General features: G+C 69.7%; 19 protein-coding genes. 4 read left to right on the plus strand and 15 right to left on the minus strand.

Going from position 1 to position 21,855, the window contains the following annotated elements:
• The first annotated feature begins 28 nt into the window (after window positions 1-28).
• Window positions 29-808, plus strand: a complete 780-nt coding sequence (locus AB4Z02_RS05765) for a MerR family transcriptional regulator (RefSeq protein ID WP_441969973.1) — start codon at window positions 29-31, stop codon at window positions 806-808.
• Window positions 809-2,024: 1,216 nt separating this feature from the next.
• Here AB4Z02_RS05765 and AB4Z02_RS05770 read toward each other — a convergent pair.
• The 5 genes from AB4Z02_RS05770 to AB4Z02_RS05790 form a co-directional block, all read right to left on the minus strand.
• On the minus strand, window positions 2,025-3,749 hold the full coding sequence (locus AB4Z02_RS05770; protein WP_441969974.1) for a formate--tetrahydrofolate ligase: 1,725 nt from the start codon (window positions 3,747-3,749) through the stop codon (window positions 2,025-2,027).
• Window positions 3,750-3,812: 63 nt separating this feature from the next.
• A complete protein-coding gene (locus AB4Z02_RS05775; protein WP_441969975.1) occupies window positions 3,813-5,297 on the minus strand; it encodes a M81 family metallopeptidase in 1,485 nt (494 codons plus the stop codon).
• The gene (locus AB4Z02_RS05780; protein WP_441969976.1) at window positions 5,294-6,007 is read right to left on the minus strand and encodes a copper homeostasis protein CutC; all 714 of its coding nucleotides are present in this window, start codon (window positions 6,005-6,007) and stop codon (window positions 5,294-5,296) included. Before AB4Z02_RS05780 ends, AB4Z02_RS05775 begins: the two co-directional genes overlap by 4 nt.
• Window positions 6,004-6,939: an ROK family protein gene (locus tag AB4Z02_RS05785; protein WP_441969977.1), complete on the minus strand. Its 936-nt coding sequence runs from the start codon at window positions 6,937-6,939 to the stop codon at window positions 6,004-6,006. The genes AB4Z02_RS05780 and AB4Z02_RS05785 overlap by 4 nt, the downstream gene beginning before the upstream one ends.
• A 61-nt stretch (window positions 6,940-7,000) precedes the next feature.
• Window positions 7,001-8,050, minus strand: coding sequence for an exo-alpha-sialidase (locus tag AB4Z02_RS05790; protein ID WP_441969978.1), 1,050 nt, complete (start codon window positions 8,048-8,050; stop codon window positions 7,001-7,003).
• 143 nt (window positions 8,051-8,193) lie between these two features.
• Here AB4Z02_RS05790 and AB4Z02_RS05795 point away from each other — a divergent pair, with 143 nt between their 5' ends.
• Window positions 8,194-9,102: a dihydrodipicolinate synthase family protein gene (locus AB4Z02_RS05795; protein WP_441969979.1), complete on the plus strand. Its 909-nt coding sequence runs from the start codon at window positions 8,194-8,196 to the stop codon at window positions 9,100-9,102.
• A 57-nt stretch (window positions 9,103-9,159) separates the two neighbouring features.
• Complete coding sequence (locus AB4Z02_RS05800) at window positions 9,160-10,149, plus strand: LacI family DNA-binding transcriptional regulator (RefSeq protein WP_441969980.1); 990 nt, start codon at window positions 9,160-9,162, stop codon at window positions 10,147-10,149.
• Between the two features lie 20 nt (window positions 10,150-10,169).
• Here the strand turns inward: AB4Z02_RS05800 and AB4Z02_RS05805 are convergent, their stop codons facing one another.
• From AB4Z02_RS05805 to AB4Z02_RS05845, 9 genes are all read right to left on the minus strand, one after another.
• Complete coding sequence (locus AB4Z02_RS05805) at window positions 10,170-11,657, minus strand: FGGY-family carbohydrate kinase (RefSeq protein WP_441969981.1); 1,488 nt, start codon at window positions 11,655-11,657, stop codon at window positions 10,170-10,172.
• A gap of 7 nt (window positions 11,658-11,664) precedes the next feature.
• Complete coding sequence (locus AB4Z02_RS05810; protein ID WP_441969982.1) at window positions 11,665-13,299, minus strand: fucose isomerase; 1,635 nt, start codon at window positions 13,297-13,299, stop codon at window positions 11,665-11,667.
• A gap of 66 nt (window positions 13,300-13,365) precedes the next feature.
• Window positions 13,366-14,205 carry a carbohydrate ABC transporter permease gene (locus AB4Z02_RS05815; protein WP_441969983.1) on the minus strand — a complete coding sequence of 280 codons (840 nt, stop codon included), beginning with the start codon at window positions 14,203-14,205 and terminating at the stop codon, window positions 13,366-13,368.
• Window positions 14,202-15,080, minus strand: coding sequence for a carbohydrate ABC transporter permease (locus AB4Z02_RS05820; protein WP_441969984.1), 879 nt, complete (start codon window positions 15,078-15,080; stop codon window positions 14,202-14,204). Before AB4Z02_RS05820 ends, AB4Z02_RS05815 begins: the two co-directional genes overlap by 4 nt.
• Window positions 15,081-15,144: 64 nt before the next feature.
• Window positions 15,145-16,425: an extracellular solute-binding protein gene (locus AB4Z02_RS05825; RefSeq protein ID WP_441969985.1), complete on the minus strand. Its 1,281-nt coding sequence runs from the start codon at window positions 16,423-16,425 to the stop codon at window positions 15,145-15,147.
• 326 nt (window positions 16,426-16,751) lie between these two features.
• Window positions 16,752-18,284, minus strand: coding sequence for a SulP family inorganic anion transporter (locus tag AB4Z02_RS05830; protein ID WP_441969986.1), 1,533 nt, complete (start codon window positions 18,282-18,284; stop codon window positions 16,752-16,754).
• A 91-nt stretch (window positions 18,285-18,375) separates the two neighbouring features.
• Window positions 18,376-18,774, minus strand: a complete 399-nt coding sequence (locus AB4Z02_RS05835) for a MerR family transcriptional regulator (protein WP_441969987.1) — start codon at window positions 18,772-18,774, stop codon at window positions 18,376-18,378.
• 306 nt (window positions 18,775-19,080) lie between these two features.
• Window positions 19,081-19,869, minus strand: coding sequence for an ABC transporter permease subunit (locus AB4Z02_RS05840; RefSeq protein WP_441969988.1), 789 nt, complete (start codon window positions 19,867-19,869; stop codon window positions 19,081-19,083).
• The gene (locus AB4Z02_RS05845; RefSeq protein ID WP_441969989.1) at window positions 19,859-20,794 is read right to left on the minus strand and encodes an ABC transporter ATP-binding protein; all 936 of its coding nucleotides are present in this window, start codon (window positions 20,792-20,794) and stop codon (window positions 19,859-19,861) included. Before AB4Z02_RS05845 ends, AB4Z02_RS05840 begins: the two co-directional genes overlap by 11 nt.
• A gap of 215 nt (window positions 20,795-21,009) precedes the next feature.
• Between AB4Z02_RS05845 and AB4Z02_RS05850 the strand changes: the two genes are divergently transcribed.
• Window positions 21,010-21,258, plus strand: a complete 249-nt coding sequence (locus tag AB4Z02_RS05850) for a hypothetical protein (RefSeq protein WP_441969990.1) — start codon at window positions 21,010-21,012, stop codon at window positions 21,256-21,258.
• Window positions 21,259-21,345: 87 nt separating this feature from the next.
• On the opposite strand, the gene AB4Z02_RS05855 is transcribed toward AB4Z02_RS05850, so the two are convergent.
• The gene (locus AB4Z02_RS05855; RefSeq protein ID WP_056881903.1) at window positions 21,346-21,825 is read right to left on the minus strand and encodes a MarR family winged helix-turn-helix transcriptional regulator; all 480 of its coding nucleotides are present in this window, start codon (window positions 21,823-21,825) and stop codon (window positions 21,346-21,348) included.
• Window positions 21,826-21,855 lie beyond the last annotated feature (30 nt).

Genomic DNA, 21,855 nt, shown 5'->3' on the forward strand with positions numbered 1-21,855 from the left:
CGTCCCGGCTGGGTGGTGGAATGGCGCCATGCTGACGATCAGCCAGCTCGCCGCGTACGCGGGGGTGACCGTGCGTGCCGTGCGGCACTACCACGCCAAGGGCCTGCTGCCCGAGCCCGAGCGGGACCACTCGGGCTACCGGCGGTATGACGCCGCGGCCGTCGTGGAGCTGATCCGGATCCGCACCCTCGCGGAGGCCGGCGTACCCCTGTCACGGGTCCGCGCGTTGCTCGAGGCGGGCGAGGACGAGTTCGCGGCGGCGGTCGACGACATCGACCGCCGCCTGCGCGCGGAGATCCGCGAACGCCAACGCCACCGGCAACGCGTCGCCCAGCTCGTGGCCGGTGAGAGCCTCGCCCTGCCTGGGGAGGTCGTCGCCTACCTGGACCGGTTGCGGGAGCTGGGGTTTCGCGAACGGCTCATCGAGGTCGAGCGCGACAGCTGGATCCTCATCGCCGCACAGATGCCCGACCAGGTCGCTGGGCTCATGTCGATCAAGCGGCAGCAGGTCGAGGTGCCCGAGATCCGCGAGCTGTACCGCGACCTCGCGGACATGGTCGACGTCGGCCCCGATGACCCGCGCCTGCCCGAGCTGGCCGACCGCGCGGTCGCGTTCATCGAGGCGGCCGCCGCAGAGTCCGAGGGCGTGGAGGACCCCTTCCCGATCAGCGACGACCTGGTGGAGCTGCTCGACGCGGCCTTCCTCGAGCTGGTGCCCTGCGCGCCACGGCTGTTGGAGCTGCTCGAGGAGCGGGGCTGGACCGGGTGGACCATGATCCGGCGGGTCGAATCACCCTCCGGGACCTAGGAACCCACAGCACCGATGCGGCGGCGAGGACGGCGAACAGGACCAGGGCCGGTCCGTGCACCGGGTTGAGCGCAGGCACCCAGCGCGCGAGGTGCAGCACCAGCAGCACCGACAGCGTCCACCACGGCCAGCGCCGGCGCGAGCCCGTCAGGTCCCACAACAGCGCCCCTGCGGCGACCCCTGCCGTGTAGTAGCGGTTCGTCCCGGGGTCGAGCGCCAGCCGACTGGCCATGACCAGCAGGGGCACGCCGGTGAGCCGTCCACGGCGCAGGGCCGCCAGGCCGAGCGCCACGCCCACGAGGGCCTGCAGTGGCCGGTCCCAGGGCGGGGTGCGCGCCGACGTCACGTGCAGGACGCGCAGGCCGGACATCGCGGTGTTGACGATCGTGTAATGGAGAGCACGGACGGTCCGGGGATCGGCGAGGAAGAACGGCAGCCACCCCGCGAGCACCCCGACGGCAGCGACCCCCACACCGACGACGCGCGCACGCTGTGGGGCGAGGGCCAGGAGCACCACGGCCAGGGGCAGTGCCCAGGGCTTGGAGTCCACCGCAGCGGCGACCGCCAGGCCGGCCCAGACGGGACGACCCGACTGGACCAGGGCGAGTGCCGACAGGCCGAAGGCCAGCGCGAGGACGTCGTCGAGGTGGACCGAGGAGACCGCGGCATACAGCCACACCGGCGCGAAACACGCTGCGGCGACGAGGAACTTCTCCTTGGAAACGGGTTCCGGCATTCTTCCCGTTGAGGTCGTCGCCCGCAGGGCGACGCGGCGCACGAGCAGGAGCACGACGGCGCCGAGTCCCGCTCCCACCACCTGCGCGGCCAACAGCGACCGCCCGTCGGTGACCCGCGCGAGGCCCCAGGCTGCGGCGAGGGCGAGGGGGCCGATCTGCAGGAGCGGGTGCTCGGCATACACGTGCAGCCCCGCCCGCGAGCCGTCATCGAGGTCGCCGAGCACTCCCCCGCCGAGGACGAAGAAGTGCCAGGACGCGCCGCCCCGGCGGACGTCGGCGGCGAACCAGGCGGCGCACCAGAGGGCGGCGGCGGCAGCCCCCATCGCCGGCCAGTGCACCCGTGTCGAGCCAGCCGACCTGGCCGGCTCCCGGAGCGCCCTGGCCCGCGGTTGCGGGCCGAGCTCCGTCATACCTGCACTGTGCGCCGCCGATCCTGAAGGGAGGCTGTGCCCCGACCGGACCGTCAGCGCCGTGCGTGGTCAGAAGAGCCCGACGACCTCACCGGCCTCGTCGAGGTCGATGCGGGTGGCTGCCGGGTGCCTGGGCAGTCCCGGCATCGTCCGCATGTCACCACTGATCGCGTAGACGTAGCCCGCGCCAGCCGCGGCACGCACCTCCCGCACCGGCATCCGCCAGCCACGAGGGACGCCGCGCAGGCTGGGGTCGGACGACAGCGACAGGTGCGTCTTGGCCACCACCACGGGGAAGGCGCCGTACCCGAGCAGCTCGAACCGGTCGAGGTCCTTCGCGGCCGCCGGCGCGAAGTCGACCCCGTCGGCACCGTAGACGCCGGTCGCCAGGGCCTCGATCTTGTCGCGCAGCGGTGCGTCCAGCTCGTAGGTCGGGCGGAAGTCGTGCTCGTCGGCGCAGGCCTCCACCACTGCCCGGGCGAGGTCGCGTGCGCCCTTCCCGCCGTCCGCGACGTGCGTCGAGACCGCGACGCGCACACCCTCCTCCTCCGCCACCCGGCGGATCACGTCGACCTCGGAAGGCGCGTCGGAGGGGAACGAGTTCACGGCCACCACCGGGGACACCCCGAACGACCGGACGATCTCGATGTGGCGGCGCAGGTTGTCCGCGCCGGCCAGCACCGCGCGCGGTCGCTCCTCGAGCATCTCCGGCGGCAGGGGCCGGCCCGCGACCACGGCGTAGTGGCCCGAGTGCGCCTTGAGCGAGCGCACCGTGGCGACGAGCACAGCGGCGTCCGGCTGCAGCCCCGACACCCGGCACTTGAGGTTGAAGAATCGCTCGGCTCCCATGTCGGAGCCGAACCCCGCCTCGGTGAGCAGGTAGTCGCCGATGTGGATCCCGATCCGGTCAGCGATGACCGAGGAGTTTCCGGTCGCGATGTTGCCGAAGGGCCCGGTGTGCACGAGCACCGGCGTGTTCTCGGTGGTCTGCAACAGGTTCGGCTGCAACGCGTCCTTGAGGATCACCGCCATGGCTCCCGCGGCCTGCAGGTCCTCGGCGGTGACCGGGTGGCCGTCACGGGTGAACCCGACGACGACGCGACCGAGCCGCGCCCGCAGGTCCTGCAGCGAGGTCGCGAGGCCGAGGATGACCATGACCTCGCTGGCCGCCGTGATGTCGAACCCCGACTGCCTGGTGACCCCGTCGACTCGCGCGCCCAGCCCCTCGACGATGTTGCGCAGGGCCCGGTCGTCGACGTCGAGCACCCGTCGCCAGGAGATGCTGGCGGGGTCGAGGCCGAGCTCGTTGCCGTGGTGCAGGTGGTTGGCGACCATGGCGGCGAGGAGGTTGTGCGCCGCCGTCACGGCGTGGAAGTCCCCGGTGAGGTGCAGGTTCAGCTGCTCCATCGGCAGCACCTGGCTGTACCCGGCCCCGGCGGCGCCGCCCTTGATGCCGAAGGTCGGCCCCATCGACGGCTGGCGCAGGGCGAGGGTCGCGCGGTGCCCGAGCACCGCCAGCCCCTGCGCGAGCCCGACCGCCGTCGTGGTCTTGCCCTCACCCAGCGGGGTGGGCGTGATCGCGGTGACGACGACGTAGCGCGCCCGCGGCCGGTCGGCGAGGTCAGCCATGGCCCGCAGGTCGATCTTGGCGACGTGGCGCCCGTACGGCTCCAGCCGCTCGACCGGGATGCCCGCCCTCTCGGCGACCACCGTGATCGGGTCGAGGTGCGCCGCCCGCGCGATGTCGAGGCTCGTCGGCAGCGCCGTACCCTGCCTGCTCTCCTCCCCGCCCATGGCGCCACTGTGGCGTCGTCACGACTTCGCGGCTAGGGCCCTTGTCCCCTGCCGCGGGACGGCTCAGTCGGGTTCGTGCAGGACGCGGACCGCGAGGTCGGGCGGTTCGGAGAAGGCGTCGAAGGGGTGCATCGGCCGCATGATCCGGGAGTGCCCGAGGCGCTCGAGGTCCTGGTCCACCGGGCCTGGTGTGAGCGCCAGCGTCCAGCCCTGCGCGATGTCGTGCAGGGTCGGCTCGAGGTAGCCGATCTTGGTCACGACGACATCGGCGTCGGTGGGCTCGAGGCCGATCGCCCGGAAGTCCGCGGTGTCGTGGAAGGCCTTGCGGAACTCGGTGACCACGGCGCGGATCCCGCCGCAGCGGACCACCGCGATGCGGCCGGCGTCGGGGTCGCCCTCGTGCAGGCTGACCAGCTCGCCCCTGATGCGGACCGGACCACAGACCCGGTCGTCGACCCTCGCCCCCGCGGTCACTGCGACCGTGTCGCCGGGTCGGGCTGCGAAGAGCTCCTCGATGGCGACCTCGTCGAAGATCGACGCCACGTGGACGACCGGCGAGTCGTCGCGGGTCAGCTCGGACATGGCCAGCAGCTCGGTCAGCGCCCAGGTCACGTCACCCGTGCCTCCGGCGCCGGGGTTGTCGCCGCTGTCGCTGACCAGGTAGGGACGCGCCCCGCCGCCGGCCACGTGCGCGAGCCCGGCCCGGACCCCCTCCACCAGCGTGCCCGTCGGGCCGACGAACGCGAACTCGTCCCGCGCGTCCCACAGCCGGTGGGCCAGGGCTGCGGCGTGAACCGCGACCACCTGCTCGTCCCCACCACTGACCAGAACCGAGGCGTGGCAACGAGGTTCGTCCGCCCACGCATACCCGATCCAGATGGAGGCATCCGTGACGCCCGGCTGGCGCTCGACGTCGGCGAGCCCGGCGTACAGGCTGCGGGCCGGCTCGACGCGGGTGGACGTCTTCTCCCCCGGCAGCAGGATCGGCACCCGCACCCAGGCGCGGTGCGGGCGACCGCCACGGTCCAGCCAGCGCAGGAGGTTCCGGGCCGCCCGTTCGCGCGTCTCCCACGCGTCCTCGTGCGGTGCGAGCCGGTATGCCGTTGGCAGGTCCACGCCGAGGGCGAGGCGCTCGGAGACGTTGCCGTGCAGGTCCATCGGGGCCGAGATGAGCGGCGCGGTGCCGATGACGTCGCGGATCGCGTCGACCAGGTCGCCCTCCGCGTCGTCCATCCCCTCCACGCTCATGGCGCCGTGGATGTCGAGGTAGAGGCCGTCGAGCGGACCCGCCTCGGCGAGGCCGGTGAGGATGCGGCTGCGGAAGTCGTCGTAGACGTCGCGGCGCACCCGGCCCCCGGGGATCGAGCGCGCGTAGAACACGCCGACCCACTCGGCCGCGTCGCAGAGCGGCGTCCCGGGGGCGAGGAAGTCGTAGCGCTCGACCACGGCGCGCCCCTCGCGGACGTCGAAGTCGCGGTACCCGGCCCGGTGGGCGGAATAGATGCTCGACTCGATGGCCATGCCCGCGATGGCGACCCTCGGTGTCATGGGTCCATCCTGCCGACGGCCGCGAGGACCGCGCGGACCTCGTCGGCGGACGTGCCGTAGGGCTGCGTGCCGTGGGGAGTCGGCGACGACGCCGGTGCGCGCAGGTGCACCTCGGACACCCCGGTGCGCTCCACCAGGGCGGCGACGTTCCCCGACCGGACACCGCCGGCCGCGAGCACGGTCAGGCGGTTCCGCGCGTGACGGACGAGGTCTCGGAGGCTGTCGTGGTGGTCCGCCGCCGGGCCCGGCCCGCCTGCCGTGAGGATCCGGTGCACTCCCAGCCGGGCGAGCACGTCGAGGGCGGCGTACTGGTCGGGCACCTCGTCGAAGGCCCGGCTGAAGGTGACGGGCGAGCCACCGCAGGCCGTGACGAGCTCGCGGGTGACATCCTCGTCGACCCGACGGTCCGGCGTGAGGGCGTTGACCACGAACCCGACCCGGACGGCGGTCGGGAGCCGGCGGACCGCCGCGATGTCCGCGAGCATCGCGGCGACCTCGTCGGCGTCGTAGGTGAAGCAACCACCCCGCGGGCGGATGAGGACCTGCACGCCGACCCGACGGACGCTCGCCAGCGTCGTCCCCACCATCCCGATGCTCGGGGTGATCCCACCCTCGAGCAGGTCGGCGCACAGCTCGACCCGGTCGGCCCCGCAGGCCTCAGCGGTGCGGGCGCCGGCGACGTCGTCGACGCAGATCTCGACCATCGTCATGGCTGGTCCAGGTCGCTGCGACCCGCGGCCCGGAAGGCGAGCACCGCTGCCCCCAGGCGGCCGGCCCGGTCGCCCAGCTCGGTCAGCACGACCGGGGGCCGGTCGCGCCAGGCGAGACCGTCATCCATCTTCGCGGTGAGCGGTTCGAGGAGCCTGGCGCCCGCCCGCGAGAGCCCTCCCCCGAGCACGATCACCTGGGGGTCGAGCAGGATCGTCAGGACGTCGAGGCCCTGGGCGAGGACCGTCACGGCCTCGTCCCAGAGGCGGTCCGCAGTGGGGTCGGACCCCAGGGCAGCGACCACCTGCTCGGCGGTCAGCACGCGGCCTTCCCGCGCGGCATACCGTCGGGTGAGGGCGCCTGCGGAGGCGTAGGCCTCGAGGCAGCCGCGCTGCCCGCAGGGGCAGGGCTCGCCGTCCGGCACCAGGGGGATGTGGCCGAACTCCCCTGCGGCACCGGTGAACCCGGTCACCACGCGACCGTCGACCACGACCGCGGCTGCCACCCCCGTGCCGAGCGGCACGAGCACGAAGCTGTCCGAACCCCTCCCCGCGCCGAACAGCTGCTCCGCCACCCCGGCGGCGCGTACGTCGTGCCCGACCGCGACCGGCAGGTCCGTCGCCTCGCCCAGCAGGTCGCGCAGCGGCAGGTCCCGCCAGCGCAGGTTGGACGCGTAGCGCACCACGCCGCGCTCCTCGTCGACCGAGCCGGGGGTGACCACGCCCGCCCCGACCGGCGTGGCACCCGCGTCGGCCGCAAGGCCCGACAGGTCGCCCAGGAGTCGAGTCAGGCCGGCCACCACGTCCTGGTCGGGCGTGGGCACCGTACGGGTGGCGAGCTCACGACCGGCGCCGTCCACGACGGCCCCCTTCATGGCGCTGCCGCCCAGGTCGACGGCCAGCACGGCCGGGGAGGTCGTCGCGGTCGCCGTCACCGCCGCAGCGTATCGAGCGTCAGCCGGCGTGTGATGCCGCTTAACAGCAACCGCGCGCCCGTCACAGCTCGATGGTGGCGACCGCGATCGCGCTGCGCTCGCGGGTGTAGGAGACGAGCAGACGGCCCGGGTCCGCGGCGTCGACGATCAGGGTTGGGTACGAGAGCTCACCCTGTCCGCCGGTCACCACTCCGGCGTCCTGCCCGTCGAAGCCCTCATGGGACTCGGGCAGTCGCTCGATCTCACAGAGGGCTTCCCAAGTGCGTCCGTCGTCCGTGCTCTTCGACAGCACCAGCTCGTTGCGCGGACCCCACGAGACGTCTGAGGTGTTGTGAGCGCAGAACACGGTCCCGTCCACGTGCGCGACCGCGCACAGGCCGCTGTTGTTGTTCGGCAGACTGGTCGGCTCCGCGACCGACCACGAGCACCCGCCGTCTGTGGAGGTGGAACGCCACGCCGCACCGGCTGTTGTGCGGGTCAGAGCGTGCAGACGCCCGTCCTGACCGACCCAGATCGTCGGCTGGATCATCCCCGCGCCCTCAAACGTGGCGTGATTGATCGGGAATGGTGACGAGGCTTGCCACGTGACACCCCCATCGCGGCTGACGTCAGCGAAGCAGTCCCACACCGCCGGGCGACCGGCCTCCGGAGCCGCCTCGACAGAGGCCGGCGCCACCCACGCACCGTCCCGGCTGACGACGGGGGGGTTCTTCACTGGACCACGGCCGCCGACATCTCCCGGGACCAGTTCCTCCGGCCGTGACCAAAGTCGTCCGTCCTCCGAGCGCCGGACCCAGGTCTGCCAGCGGGAGATCGGTCGACCGACCTTGTAGAACAGCGCCACCTCCCCGCCCGGCGCCTGCCCAAGCACCGGGTTCCAGTGTGCGTCGGCGAAGTCGGTCATCTCCTCCGCGTCCTCGAAGCGCCACCCGGCACCGTCCCGGCTGCCACGCGCCAGCCAGATGGAGTTGTCGATGGATCCTTCGGCCTCCCCCGCAAACCACGAGCAGAGCAGGTCGCCGTCAGGCATGTGGAGGAGTGTCGATGCGTGGCACTGCCGCCACGCCGGATCGGTTGGTGTGGCGACGCTCTGCGCGACGACCTTGGCCATGGCTGGATTCCTTTCAGCAATCGATTACTCTACGATTACACCTGAAGCCCTCCATCTGGCACAAGCAACGTCCACGCACACCCCTCGAGGCCGTACGGCATCGAGCACGGTGGAAGCACACCAACGAAGGGTGGCACCAGCCCATGCCTGTCTCCTTGAATCCCTCCGGCCGGCAACTCATTGCTGCGCTCCCCACCGCTTTCGACAGTGAGGGCACCCTCGACACGGGGGCCGTGCGAGCCTCGTGTGAGCTCGTGGCCGCCTCCTCGTGCGACGGCGCTTTCGTTGGTGGAACGACCGGGGAGTTCCTCGCACTCGAGCGCGACGAGCGTGCGGCCCTCCTGGCTGCGGCTCGAGCCGGACTGGGCGGCAGACGTCTCATCGCCCACCTGGGCGCCGCCAGCGCTCGCCAGGCCATGGCGGTGGCACGGGACGCGGTCGAGCTGGGAGTCACGGAGTTCGCCCTGCTGACCCCCCTCTACCTGCCCGCGTCCCCGGACGCGACCGTGCGCTACTTCGAGCAGGTGGCGGCGGTGCTCCCCGCAGGAACCCGGCTGTACGCGTACCTCTTCCAAGCCCGGACGTCGACTGAGGTGACGGCCGCGGTCCTGCGGCGGATCACTGACACCGTTCCGGTCGTGGGGGCCAAGATCTCGGGCGAGACTCTTGCCACCTGCCGGCACTACGCCGACATCCTCGGACCGGAGTTCGAGGTCTTCACCGGGAGTGACGCCGACTACGGCGTCGTCGGCAGGGCCGGCCTCGTCGGCGTCGTCTCCGGGGTGGCCTCGTGTCTCCCCGAGCCCTTTGACGCGCTCAACCGCGCCCTCGAGCTCGGCGACGCGGACGCCATCCGGGAGGCGGATGCCGCAGTCCAGCGCGCGGTGCAGGCAGTCGCCGGCGACATCGCCCGGATCAAGACCGTCTTGGCGTTGCGGGGCATCGGGTCGAGCGTCACGCGCCAGGCCATGGACCTGGTCCCGGACGCGGTCCGCGCGGAGCTGGGCTCGGTACTACGTGACGCCACTGAGGCGTCCGCCGTTCGCCGGTGAGGGCGTGGGCACGGCGGTAGGGTCCACGTGACCCGCGAGGGGGGAGGAGTCCGCGCAATGGTGAAGCTGGTCGACGTGGCCAACGAGGCCGGCGTATCGGCAGCGACCGTGTCGCGCGTCCTCAACGACATCCCGACGGTGGACCCCGCCATGGCCAAGCGGGTGCGGGCCGCGGCCAAGAAGCTGGGCTACCGGCCCAATGCCGTGGCAAGGAGCTTGCGCAAGAGGCGAACCCAGATATGGCAGCTGGTCGTCTCCGACATCGCCAACCCCTTTTACACCGCACTCGCGCGAGGGGTGGAGGACGTGGCTGTGGCCAACGGCTACCACGTGGTCCTGGGCAACTCCAAGGACGACGTGGCCCGCGAGGCTCGATACCTCGAGCTCGCACAGCAGGAGCAGGTCGCCGGCGTGATCATCGCCCCCCAGCGTCGCAACGACTCGGTGACCGCGTTGCTCGCCTCCGGCATCCCGGTGGTCGCCGTGAACCAGACGGTCGAGGCCCGCATCGACCACGTGCTCGCCGACAGCCACGGTGGGGCACGCGAGGCCACGCGCTACCTGTTGACGCAAGGATGGGAACGACCGGCCTGCATCACCGGGCCCACGACTTCAGAGACGGCTCAGCACCGCGCCCGGGGCTATCGCGAGGTGATGGTCGAGGCCGGGCTCAGCCCCGTCATCGAGTTCCGGGCGTACCAGACGCAGGCCGGTGCGGACGGGGCCGCTGCCCTGCTCGACTCCGACACACCACCCGACGCGTTCTTCGCGTGCAACGCGATGATCTCCCTCGGGGTGCTCAAGACCTTGAAGGACCGCGGACTCCGCGCCGGTCAGGACGTCGGGCTCGTCGCGTTCGACGACGCCCCGTGGAGCGAGCTGACCGATCCGAGCATCACCGTCATCGCCCAACACCCTTACGAGATGGGCATTCAGGCCGCCCGCCTGCTGCTGGAGCGGATCCGCGACGACGACGACCGCTCCCCCGTGCGCCTGACCCTTCAGACCGACCTCATCGAACGCGAGTCCGGCCTGCGTCGGCGGTAACCCGCGGCGCGGCGCGGCGGTCAGCGCGCGGCGGCGATCGGCGCACGGCCGCGACGCGCCAGGCCATGTTGGATCTCACGAGTGGACTCGTGGAGCTGGCGGTACCACCGGTAGAGCTCGTCATAGTCGCTGCCGTCGTTCGGCGTCAGCAGGCGCGCCGGCGGGTTCCAGTCGTCGATGCGGCCCCCCGCGCCGAGCAGGCCGGCGGCGAGCCAGGCATCACCGAACGCCGCACCGATCGTGTGGGTGGGGATGACCTGCGTGAGCCCAGTGACATCGGTGACGATCTGGGGCCACAGCGAGGTGGTGGCGCCCCCGCCCACGGCCACCACACGGGCCGGCTGCACGCCAGCGTCCGCCATCGCCTCAAGGTTGTGCCGCACGCCGTATGCCGTTGCCTCGAGCGCGGCCCGGTACACATCGCCACGGGTGTGAGAGAGGGTGAGACCACACACGACGCCCCGCGCCAAGGGGTCCTGGATCGGCGTCCGCTCGCCCGAGAAATACGGCAGCATGAGCAGCCCACGTGCACCGGGTCCCGACGACTCGGCCTCCGCCACGAGAGTGGAGAACCCGGGAACACCGAACAGCTCACGCAGCCAGTCGGTCACCGCACCGGACGTGGCCATGCCGCCCGCCAGGTTCCACTGCCCCGGCCGGATGCCGGTGGTCCCCCACATGGCCGGGTGCCGGAGCCGTCGGCTGGCGTTGGAGATCATGAACATGGTCGTCCCGTACATCAGGAGCAGGTCACCGTCACGGACGGCGCCCACCGAGACCCCCTCCGCCCAGGCGTCGATCGTTCCCACCGTGACCGGTGTACCGACGGGAAGGCCGGTCGCCGCTGCGGCCGCAGAACTGAGGACGCCCGCGAGGTCCCCCGCCCAGGCGAGACGGGGGCGCTCGATGTGCCCGGCCACCCGTTCCCACCAGCCATCCGCCCACTCCTGGGTCTGCGCGTCGTACAGGGGGGTCATCTGGCTGGCCGACTGGCGGTCCATCACGTATTCGCCCGTCAGTCGCTCGACGAGCAGAGAGGCGGGGGTGTGGAATCGGGCGGCCCTGGAGAACGCATCGGGCATCCGCTCCGCGAACCACCGCAGCTTGGGGCCTCCCGCCTGCGTGGTCAGACGGCTGTCGGTCCTGGCAAAGATGGCTTCCTGGCCCAGCTCCTGGTTGAGCGCGTCGATCTGCTCCACGGCTCGCAGGTCGACGCCGTACAGAGCCGCGGGCGCCACCGGCGCGCCGGCAGCGTCCACCAGGGCGACGCACGGGCCCATGCCAGACAGGCCGATCGCCTCCACGGTGGCTCCTGCGCGTCCCACCAGCTGCGCGGCGGTGTCGCAGAACTCAGACCACCAGATCTCTGCATCCATCTCGACGCGCGAGGGATCCGGCCGTGCGACCGAGTGGCTGCGCGTCGCGGTGGCGACGATCCGCCCACCGGTCTCGACCAGGACCCCCTTGCTCGACGCCGTCCCGGCGTCGAAGCCCAGAACCGTGCCCATGGGCGGGTCAGATTCCGCAGAGGTGCACGGTCAAACCCAACCGCTGGAAGCACGCGGCCTTGGCCGTCAGCGCCCGGTCGGCGGTCGCGGCGTCGGGAGCGTAGCTCAGCTGCACGTGGTTGGCCCGGTGGCGGGACATGAGCTGGTCCCGGCTGACGCCTGTCAGGACGACGTTGGCCAGGGGCCACTCGGGATTTGTCGCGGCGGACCGGCGCTCGACCTCGTCCCCGGGCAGATCCACGACCTCTCCGCGCCCGAGGTCGACGTGTAGGCGCCCACCCTCGATGTACACGCGGCTCCAGACGATCTCGCCAGGCTTGGAGACGCCCTTGACCGTCGACCCGCCGGCAGGGAAGAAGATAGGACCCTGGCGCAGGCCCAGGGCACCCTTCCAGCCACCGTCGAGGTGACCGGCGGGCAGCGACCCGGAGATCTCGAAGACCCACACGAACCGGCCGTCGTACTCCTCACCCCACCGGACGTCGTGGAGGGTGGTGTCGGCCTGCAGCCCCATCGCCGTCCAGAGGCGGTGGGAGACGAGGGCGTCGACGGCTACCCCCTCGTCGACCTCGTTGAAGCACGGGATCGCCACGCCGTCCCGGATGGTGGCGCCCGTGACGGCGCTCGTGACCGGCGGCCGGTCGGTGGAGTTCAGCATGCCCTCGACGAGGTCGGAGGCCGGGCTCAGGTTCTTCAGTCCCTGCTGGTACTGGATGCCGATGGCGTCGAGCGCGAACTCGTCAGTCAGCTGGCACGCCGCGACGTACATCTTCATCTGCCACAGCACCTGCTGACGGGTGAGCTCACTTCCCTCGTCATCCCCCCACTGGAAGCCCATCCCTGCGGACTCCAACCAGTCGAGCAAGTCCTGCGCCTGCTCGTCCGGGACGTCCTGCATCCGGGCCCAGAGCTCGGACTGCGACAGCCGCTCCTTGTAGATCCCCAACGGGTTGAGCAGCTCGTCGTCGATGATGGCGTTGTACATCCCCATGCAGCCCTCGTCGACGACGCCGATTATGGCCTTGTCCCTCTGGAGCTGGGCGGCCACGGCTTGCCCGAGATCCGTCTCGCGGCTCCGCGGCAGGCTGCCGAGCTCGCGGACGTGTGAGAGGTCATGCGTGACTTCACCGGTCTGGAGCCACTCCTCGACCGCAGCCTGGAAACCGGCGTCGGAGCCGTCGACCGTCCAGGTGCTGGCATAGCGCACACCCGCCTTGACCATCGAGGCGTTCAGGCCGAGCAGCCCCACGAGCCCGGGCCAGGTCGGGTTGAAGTTGCCGACCGTCAGGATGGGTCCGCGGTGCGTCCGCAGGCCCGGCAGCACATGGTGCGTGTACTGCCAGTTGGCGATCGCCACCACGACCGGCGCGTCCTGGGGGATGCCCGCGAAGACGTCCATACCCATCCGCTGGCTCGAGACGAACCCGTGTCCGGTCGCCTCGTCGACCGGGAACGCCCGGCGCACGCTCCATCCCTGGGACTCGATCGCCCGCGTGACGACAGCCTCGAGCTCCCGCTGGACCTCCCACGACGCCACGTTGGCAGGCTCGCGGGAGTCACCGCTCGTCGTGAGGAAGACGGTACGAGCCGGCGCCTCCAAGGGCGCTTCCATGGAAGGCATCCGGTACTCGGTCTGGGTCATGATGGTGGTCCTCACTGTGCAATCGATTACTGCGGTGGGTCGGGCGACGGGTTCGTGAAAGAGGGATCAGCCCTTGATGCCAGAGTTGGCGATGCCTTCGACGAAGTACCGCTGGAGCGCCAGGTAGACGACGATCGTGGGGATCACCGCCATCGAGCAGGCCGCCAGGGCAGTCCCGTACTGGAAGGAGGCGTTCTGGTTGACCGCTCCCCAGTAGCGCGAGATGGCAACGGGCAGAGGCATCATGTCGTCGTTGCGCACCGCGATGAGCGGCCACAGGAACTGGTTCCAGTTCGCGATGAATGTCAGGATCGCAACAGTCGACAGGGCGGGCTTCGACAGCGGCAGCATGACCTGCCAGAAGATCCGGAACTCACCCGCCCCGTCGATCCTCGCCGCTTGCTCCAGTTCGTCCGGCAGGTCCCGGAAGAAGGCGTGGAGGATGAAGATGGAGGTGACGTTGGCGACGAGCGGTAGAACCAGGCCCGGATAGGTGTTCAGCAGGTGCGCCCGCGACGACATCAGGTAGAGCGGGATGACGTAGGCCTGGATGGGGATCAGGAGCATGACGATGATGAGCTGGTAGAGCACGCGGCGCCCGCGGAACCGGAACCTCGCCAAGGCGTACGCGGCCATGGTGGAACAGACGAGGATGCCGAGCGTCGCCACGACCGCAATGACCACGGAGTTCAACAGCCATCGCAGGTACGGGTACTGCGTGAGCACGGTGGTGTAGCTCTCGAGGGTGAACGGGCTGGGCAACCACTGCGGAGGGTACGACTGGATGTCGTTCTCCTGCTTGAAGGAGGACACCACAGTCCACAGGACCGGAATGACGAAGAAGACCCCGGCAAGCACCAGCGCGATGTAGAGCAGCAGCTTCAGCCACCTGGGCCGACCCGTCATCGTGACACCTCCTTCGCACTGCGGCGGTTGCCGAGCACGTTCTGGACGAAGATCAGGAGCAGGAGCAGGAGCAGGATGGCGACCTCGATGGTGGCGCCGTATCCCAGGTCGAAGTCCTGGAAGGCGGACGTGTACATGTACTGCACCAGGGTGAGAGTGGAGGTCCCTGGACCGCCGTTCGTCATCACGTAGATCTGGTCGAAGAGCTGGACGACGTTGATCATGGTCAACGTCGTCACCATCATCGTCACGGGGCGCAGCAGGGGGAGCGTCACGAACCGGAACGTCTGCCATCGCGTCGCACCGTCGACGGACGCGGCCTCGCTCAGCTCGGAGTTGATGCCCTGCAGACCTGCGAGGAACAGCACCATGTTGTACCCGAGGTAGGTCCAGACCACGACGATCGACACTGCCATGAGAGCCACTCTGTCGTCAGTCAGCCAGTGAACCGGGCCGATGCCGACCTGCTTCAGGTAGTAGTTGAAGAGGCCGAAGTTGTTGTCGTAGAGCCAGTTCCACATGATGCCGACAATCGCCGGAATCAGCACGAAGGGGATGATCGACAGCGCCCGGACGACGTTGCGGCCGCGCAGCTTCTCGTTGACCAGGATCGCGAAGGCAAGGCTGACGACGACGAGGACGGGGACGGTCATGACGAAGAAGAAGAACGTGTTCTTGAGCGACGTGTAGAACTTGTCGTCGGTCAGAAGTCGCGAGTAGTTGCTGGCACCTGCCGGCTCGGGTGAGCCCCCGAGCGACCAGTCGAAGAAGCTGACGCCCAGGCCGCCGATGCTGGGCAGGAGACGGAAGATGCCAAAGATGACGGCGTAGGGCAGGAGGAACAGGAGGGCCAACCGGCCCTGCTTGAGCCTCATGGGGAGTCCTTCGGGTAAGGAGTGCGGGGCAGGAGCGAGCCACTCCCACCCCGCACTGGGGCTACTAGATGACTGAGTTGATGTCCGACTCGAACTGCTTGGTGACGTCCGCCGCAGGCTTGTCGTTGAGCACGACACTCTGGGCGAAGGTCAGGATTGGGCTCGGCGCCGCGGACGAGAAGATCTTGGTGGCCTTGGGGTGCGCCGGCAGGAACTTCACGTAGTCGAGCTCCTTGACGAACGCGTCGATGCCCGGGATCTTTGCTGCGGAGTCGAAGGCCTTCTTGTTCGCCGGGATCTGGCCGGACTTGGCCCAGTCGGCGGAGTTCTCTGCCAGCCACTTCACGAACTCCTTGGCGGCCGCCTGCTTCTTCTCCTTGCCGGTCTTGGGGAAGGTCAGCAGCTCCGAGGCCCCCCAGACGGCCTTCTGGGAGAAGATCTGCGGGTACTCAGCGGTGTCCCACTTGAAGGGCACCCCCTCGAGGCCCGATAGCTGCCAGTTGCCGTCCACGGCCATGGCGACCTTGCCTGCCTTGAAGTCGTCGATCGCCGACTTCTCGCCATTGGGCACGACCTTGTCCTTGAAGATGAGGTCCTCCAGGAAACCAACCGGCTCCTGCATCTTGGCCGGGTCAAGGGACACGCTCGTCATGTCGCTGGTGAAGGGGTTGTAGCCCTCCTGGTTGAGCAGCGCGTAGGTCTGGTAGAAGGCGTGGTGGTTCATGGCGAAGCCCAGGCCGTACGTCTTGACGTTCTTGCTGTCGAAGGCCGCTGAGTCCGGATGGTTGCCCTTGGCGTCGACCGTGAGCTTCTTCGCTGCGGCGACGAACTCGTCGCGCGTCTGCGGGAAGCTGTTGATGCCGGCGGCCTTGAAGAGGTCCTTGTTGTAGTACACGGCGTGCATGTTCACGTCCAGCGGGACCCCGTACTGGGTGTCCTTGATGTGGCTGCCGTCCCAGGCGATGGGCAGGTAGTCCTCGGACTTCAGCCCCATCGACTGGACCGCCTTGGAGTCCAGCACGTTCATCTTGGCGAACTGGCCGACCTCGAACGTGTGCATGGCGACCACATCTGGCGAGTTGCCGCTCTGGAAGTCGGCGAGGAACTTGGTGAACATGTTGGACCACTGCAGCGACGTCAAGTGAACCTTGACCTGTGTCTGCGAGGCGTTGTACTTGTCGACCAGACCCTGCATCTTGTCCAGGTCCGCGCCCGTCCAGCCTCCGTAGTACTCGATGGCCACGGGGCCGGAGCCACTCGCAGACGAGTCGCCACCGCCCCCACACGCACCGAGCGCGAGCAACGACGCTGCAGCAGCTGCTGCCACTCCGAGCTTGTACTTCATGGTCTCTCCTCGAGTCTGTGGGTGGGTAGCTTCGACACGCCTGGCGCCGTGAAATCGATTGCTGGCGATGCTAAGCCTGGTTGCCCGAAGTGGTCAAGATCTCTCTCATTTTCACCACGCGACGCCCCCCGCCAACCCCTCATGCTTCCAGAAGTCGATTGCCGCAGCGTTGCCTCGTGCGCCCAGGGCGCGGGGCCGCAGGTCCTGCACCGGGTGTGTCCGGGAGGCGCGCGGCGGACGAGCAGGGGGACCTGCAGCCCCACACAGGTCGTAGGTGACGCGGTCCTTCACGGACCGAAGCAGGCTTCCGCCCTTCGAGCGGCTCGTCAGTGGGAGCCGGCGAGGTGCCCCGCCAGACGTTCCCGACGCTCGTGGCTGGCGTCGTTGAGGCCGATGATGCTGACGTTCTTCCCCTTGGCCGCGTACCTCGTCTGGATGGCGTCGAGGGCGGCGACCGTCGACGCGTCCCAGATGTGTGACTGCGTCAGGTCGATGACGACGTTCCGGGGGTCGCCGACGTAGTCGAACTGGGTGACGAGGTCGTTGCTGGAGGCGAAGAACAGCTCACCCACCACCGCGTACACCCGGGTGTCCTCGTCGGGGTGCGCCACGTCGACGACCTCGGTGAAGTGGGCCACGCGGCGCGCGAACAACACCATCGCCACGAGCACGCCGACGACGACACCGATGGCCAGGTTGTGTGTCGCCACGACGACCGCGACGGTGACGACCATGACCAGGGTCTCGCTCCGGGGCATGCGGCGCAGGGTCGCGGGCCGGATGCTGTGCCAGTCGAAGGTGCCGACTGCGACCATCACCATCACCGCGACGAGGGCAGCCATCGGGATCATGCCGACGACGTCGCCCAGGCCCACGACGAGGACGAGCAGGAAGACGCCGGCGAGGAACGTGGAGAGGCGCGTCCGGGCGCCGGAGCCCTTCACGTTGATCATCGTCTGGCCGATCATGGCGCAGCCGCCCATCCCACCGAAGAACCCGGTGATGATGTTCGAGGCGCCCTGGCCCCAGGCCTCACGAGTCTTGGGCGAGTGGGTGTCGGTGACGTCGTCGACGAGCTTGGCGGTCATGAGCGACTCCATCAGGCCGACGAGCGCCATGCCCAGCGCGAACGGGCCGATGGTCGACAGGGTCTCCATCGTCAGCGGCACGTGGGGAAGCCCGAGGGTCGGCAGGCTGTCGGGCAGCTTGCCCTCGTCACCCACGGTGGGCACGGCGATGGACGCGGCGACGGTGAAGACCGTCAGGCCCAGGATGGCGACCAGGGGGGCGGGCACGACGCTCGTGACCCGCGGCAGCAGGACGATGACGGCGACGCCGACGGCCACCAGCGGGTAGACGACCCATGGAACCCCGATCAGGTGCCGGAGCTGGGCCAGGAAGATGAGGATCGCCAGCGCGTTGACGAAGCCGACCATGACCGACCGGGGGATGAAGCGCATGAGCTTGGCGACGCCGAGCAGGCCCAGGACCACCTGGATGGCTCCGGCCAGGATCACCGTCGCGACGAGGTAGTCCAGCCCGTGCTCGCGCACCAGCGGCGCGATCACCAGCGCCACGGCCCCGGTGGCGGCAGAGATCATCGCCGGCCGACCTCCGAGGAACGCGATGGAGACCGCCATGGTGAACGAGGCGAAGAGGCCGACGCGGGGGTCGACCCCGGCGATGATCGAGAACGAGATCGCCTCCGGGATCAGCGCCAGTGCGACGACGAGACCGCCGAGAACCTCGGTGCGCAACCGCTGGGGCGAGCGCAGGGCCGCCCGGACGGAGGTGACGTCGCGTTCGCGGGCGTGCTCGGTCGCACGGCCCGGGGCAGGACTGGGTAGGACAGCAGGCAAGGGGGAGCTCCTCTGGGGAAGGACGGGGTGGAGGGGCCCGTAGGGGGCCGGCCCTGGCACACCGTTGTGCGAAGGCGGAATGTCTTGGTGGCTAGTGCGTCTCGTCGCGCAGCTGGTCGGCGAAGGCCTGGGCGCTGTCGACCTTCCCGCGCAGGTCGGCGAGCTTGTGCTCGACCAGCGACTGGTAGGTGGCCAGACGCTCCACGAGGGAAGCGCGGGTCCTGGCCGACAGCCTCGGACCGGCCAGGCGCTCCCTGACCTCGATCAGGTCGCGCATCTCCTCGAGGGTGAAGTCGAGCGGCTTCATCAGCTTGATGAGCAGCAGCCGCGCCACGGCGTCCTCGGAGTAGAGGCGGAAGCCTCCGGTGCTGCGCTCGGCCTCGGGCAGGAGGCCGACCTCCTCGTAGTGGCGGATCGTGCGCAGGCTGAGCCCGGTCCGGGCCGCGACGTCGCCGATCTGCAGGCGGTGCCCGGCGGGTGCGTGGGTCATCAATCTCTTTCGACGAGGGACTGCAGGAAGCGGGAGCAGGACCGTCGCGCACTCACCGGCGTAGGGCGCGACGAGGCCGTGCGCCGCTCAAGACTCTACCCTCACGTGAGGGTAGAGTCGAAATGATGTCCCTAGCGGCCTTGGACCGCGTCGGTCTGGGGTCCCTCGGGGAACGGGTAGGGCGTTGGGCTCCGGTGACAAGACCGTTTCACGCTTCGTCCACATCCTGTGCCCCTTGGGGTTGCCTTTGGACCAGGACGCCCCGTGGTGGCCGCGGCCACCGGCCGCGATGTGACCCGTCCGGGCCTAGCGCAGGTCGAGCCGGTCGAAGCTCCAGACAGCGACTCCGGCGATGACGGCGATGGTGAGGACGAGCGCCGCGAGGGACGTCAGCGACAGACCGTTCTCGACCTGGTTCTGGCCGACCGACCAGTACAGCGGTGAGAACAGGCGCAAGCGGTCCACCCAGGCGACGGTGCCGGCCAGGGAGCTGATGACATACGAGGCAGCTGCGGCCGCTGAGGCGACGCCGATGGCGGCCCCCCGGTTGTTGGTGAGGCACCCGATGGCAAGGGCCAGGCATCCGAAGAGAAAGGCGGTCAGTGCGACGCCGAGCGTGACCCCGGCAAGTCCCGGCCACGGAGGCTGGAGCTGGTAGAAGCGGCCGACGAGGTCGGCTGCAAGGGTCGTCAGGGCCACTGGCGTCGACAGCACGCCCAGGGCCAACAGCTTCTGGCCCAAGAGCGTGCGTCGGCTCAATGGCAGGGCGGCCAGCAGGCCGAGGCGTTCATCGTCGTTCTCCCCCGCCACGGCTGCCGCTCCATAGCCGATCGTGAGCAGCAGTGCAGACAGGGGGACGATGTTGGCGTAGAGGTTTGCGTTCAACCACCCGGCGGGAGAGGTCAAGGACCCGGAGACGCCGAAGAGGGCAGCAAGCGTGGGGTTGCCTCGCATCAGCTGGTCAAGTGACGTGTCATGCCTGAACGACGGGTAGAGCACGACGATCAGCAGGGCGTAGGCACCGGTTCCGAGCGCGTACGCCCACAGACCGCGCCTTCGCAGCCGCAGGTCCAACCGGGTCAGGTCAATTCGCATGGGTCATCCGTCCCATCGGCCCGTCCTCGTAGAACGAACGGAAGATGGCATCCAGTGAGACCGGTCGGGCGGTCAGGTCGACCACGCCGAGGGGCGCTGCTGCATGCAGGAGCGCGCCGAGCTGGCCGGTGACCTCGAGCCGCACCCTCGTGGCGGTCACGTCGAGGGCGCGAACACCCGGCACGGCCAGCACGGACGAGGGGTCCGTGGGTCCCGCGAAGTGCAGCTCGACCAGGCGTGGTGCTCGTGTGCGCAGGCTGTCCACCGTGTCGACGCCGACCAGCTCGCCCGCGCGGATGATCGCGACCCGGTCCACCACACGGTCCACCTCGTCCAGGTCGTGCGACGAGAGGAACACGGTCGCGCCCTCGCAGACCCGTTCATGGACCAGCTGCTCGAACTCGTCCTGGAGCAGCGGGTCCAGTCCGGAGCTGGGCTCGTCCAGGACCAGCAGGTCCGGCCGGTGCATGAAGGCCAGCACGAGACCGATCTTCTGCCGGTTCCCCTTGGAGAGAGAACGGATGGGACCGTCGAGCTCCACCTTCAACCGCCCCACCAGCCGGTCGATCTCCCGTGGTTCCACACCACCTCGGACGCGCGCCACGCGCCCGATGAGCTCCCGGCCACTGAGCGAGGGGAACAAGGCGAGCTCACCGGGCAGGTAGCCGATACGACGTCGCACCACCACATCCAGACGCGGGTCAGACCCGAACACCTCGACCACCCCCGCCGTGGGCAGCAGCAGTCCCATCAACAGCCGGATCGTCGTGGACTTACCTGCCCCGTTCGGACCCAGGAATCCCAGCACCTCCCCCGGCAGCACCCGCAGCGTCACGTCCCGGATGCCTCGTCGCCTGCCGTACCGCTTGGTCAGCCCGTGCAGGCCGACGGCCGCCTCGGAGTCCGACCCGGGGTGTACCCGCATAGCCAAACGCCCCCAACCATATCGTTGCCTTAATCAAGCATTGCACAACGCAACGGTTTTTCCCAGTAGCCAGAGCTAGCCAGATGACACATGAATGCAAAGTCTCCGACCGCCCGATCTTCATGAGGGGCGGCGAGGGTGGAGTCGAGGGCGGAGCCCACAGTCGTGCGTCCGCCCTCACCACTGTTCGTCGGAAACGACAGGAGGCTCATCGGATGTCGTACGGAAACATCGTCCAGCTGAAGCCCAACCACCGCCTCGCACCAGACACCGCGCACGCGGTTGTCGCCGCACAGCTCCGCGGCGAGTCGAGGGCTCGGGAGGACCGACCGGACGTCGAGGTGGCGGCCATCGCCCGTGAGATCGAGAGCCTCGGGCTGGTCCCGGACCAGGACGAGCTGCGACGTCGGTATGCCGCTCCTTCCGGGCTGCCGGAGGCACTCGCCACCCGGCTGACCGAGTGACCCAGAGGACCGACTGAACCCGGGGAACCAAGCGACCCGGCTCTGGGGACCGCAGGGGGTCCTCGGAGCCGGGTCATCCGGTGTGGGTCACCAGCCCCACACGGTTGCGGCGTCGAGGGCGGCTGCGGGCTCGTCCGCGGCGGCGGCGAACGCCGTCAGCGCCCTGACGAGCTGCCGCGCCTCGGCGCGGGGCATCGTCTCGGCGATCGCCCGGATCTCCGAGCGCCGTTGCGCGGTGACCTCGTCGACGACCTGGACCCCGCGGGCGGTCAGGTCGATGACCACCTCCCGCCGGTCCTGGTCGTTCTCGCGGCGGGTCACGAGGTCAGCGGCGATGAGGCGATCGACGGTCCGCAAGGCGGTGGAGGGGCTCACCCCCAACCGCTCCGCCAAGAGGTTGAGGCGAGTCTCACCGTGCCCACGCAGCACCACGAGCACCCGGAACTGCGTCACCGTCACGGACTCGTCGAGGTGGGCCAAGGACCGCGCGGAGACCCCCACCAGCACCCGGGACGCGGTGAGCAGCGCGGTGACGAGGTCGTCAACCTCTGATTCGTCGGCAAACACTCAACATTCTCCCCATGTGTTCGGCACCTC

The organism is Pedococcus sp. 2YAF34 (assembly GCF_052114585.1).
Lineage (GTDB): Bacteria > Actinomycetota > Actinomycetes > Actinomycetales > Dermatophilaceae > Pedococcus.

Coding starts and splice junctions, on each gene's coding strand:
- AB4Z02_RS05780 (WP_441969976.1), bottom strand. CDS start 6,007: ATGACGATGGTCGAGATCTGCGTCGACGACGTCGCCGGCGCCCGCACC.
- AB4Z02_RS05835 (WP_441969987.1), bottom strand. CDS start 18,774: ATGACCCACGCACCCGCCGGGCACCGCCTGCAGATCGGCGACGTCGCG.
- AB4Z02_RS05800 (WP_441969980.1), top strand. CDS start 9,160: ATGGTGAAGCTGGTCGACGTGGCCAACGAGGCCGGCGTATCGGCAGCG.
- AB4Z02_RS05810 (WP_441969982.1), bottom strand. CDS start 13,299: ATGACCCAGACCGAGTACCGGATGCCTTCCATGGAAGCGCCCTTGGAG.
- AB4Z02_RS05850 (WP_441969990.1), top strand. CDS start 21,010: ATGTCGTACGGAAACATCGTCCAGCTGAAGCCCAACCACCGCCTCGCA.
- AB4Z02_RS05845 (WP_441969989.1), bottom strand. CDS start 20,794: ATGCGGGTACACCCCGGGTCGGACTCCGAGGCGGCCGTCGGCCTGCAC.
- AB4Z02_RS05815 (WP_441969983.1), bottom strand. CDS start 14,205: ATGACGGGTCGGCCCAGGTGGCTGAAGCTGCTGCTCTACATCGCGCTG.
- AB4Z02_RS05790 (WP_441969978.1), bottom strand. CDS start 8,050: ATGGCCAAGGTCGTCGCGCAGAGCGTCGCCACACCAACCGATCCGGCG.
- AB4Z02_RS05770 (WP_441969974.1), bottom strand. CDS start 3,749: ATGGGCGGGGAGGAGAGCAGGCAGGGTACGGCGCTGCCGACGAGCCTC.
- AB4Z02_RS05805 (WP_441969981.1), bottom strand. CDS start 11,657: ATGGGCACGGTTCTGGGCTTCGACGCCGGGACGGCGTCGAGCAAGGGG.
- AB4Z02_RS05820 (WP_441969984.1), bottom strand. CDS start 15,080: ATGAGGCTCAAGCAGGGCCGGTTGGCCCTCCTGTTCCTCCTGCCCTAC.
- AB4Z02_RS05775 (WP_441969975.1), bottom strand. CDS start 5,297: ATGACACCGAGGGTCGCCATCGCGGGCATGGCCATCGAGTCGAGCATC.
- AB4Z02_RS05795 (WP_441969979.1), top strand. CDS start 8,194: ATGCCTGTCTCCTTGAATCCCTCCGGCCGGCAACTCATTGCTGCGCTC.
- AB4Z02_RS05825 (WP_441969985.1), bottom strand. CDS start 16,425: ATGAAGTACAAGCTCGGAGTGGCAGCAGCTGCTGCAGCGTCGTTGCTC.
- AB4Z02_RS05840 (WP_441969988.1), bottom strand. CDS start 19,869: ATGCGAATTGACCTGACCCGGTTGGACCTGCGGCTGCGAAGGCGCGGT.
- AB4Z02_RS05765 (WP_441969973.1), top strand. CDS start 29: ATGCTGACGATCAGCCAGCTCGCCGCGTACGCGGGGGTGACCGTGCGT.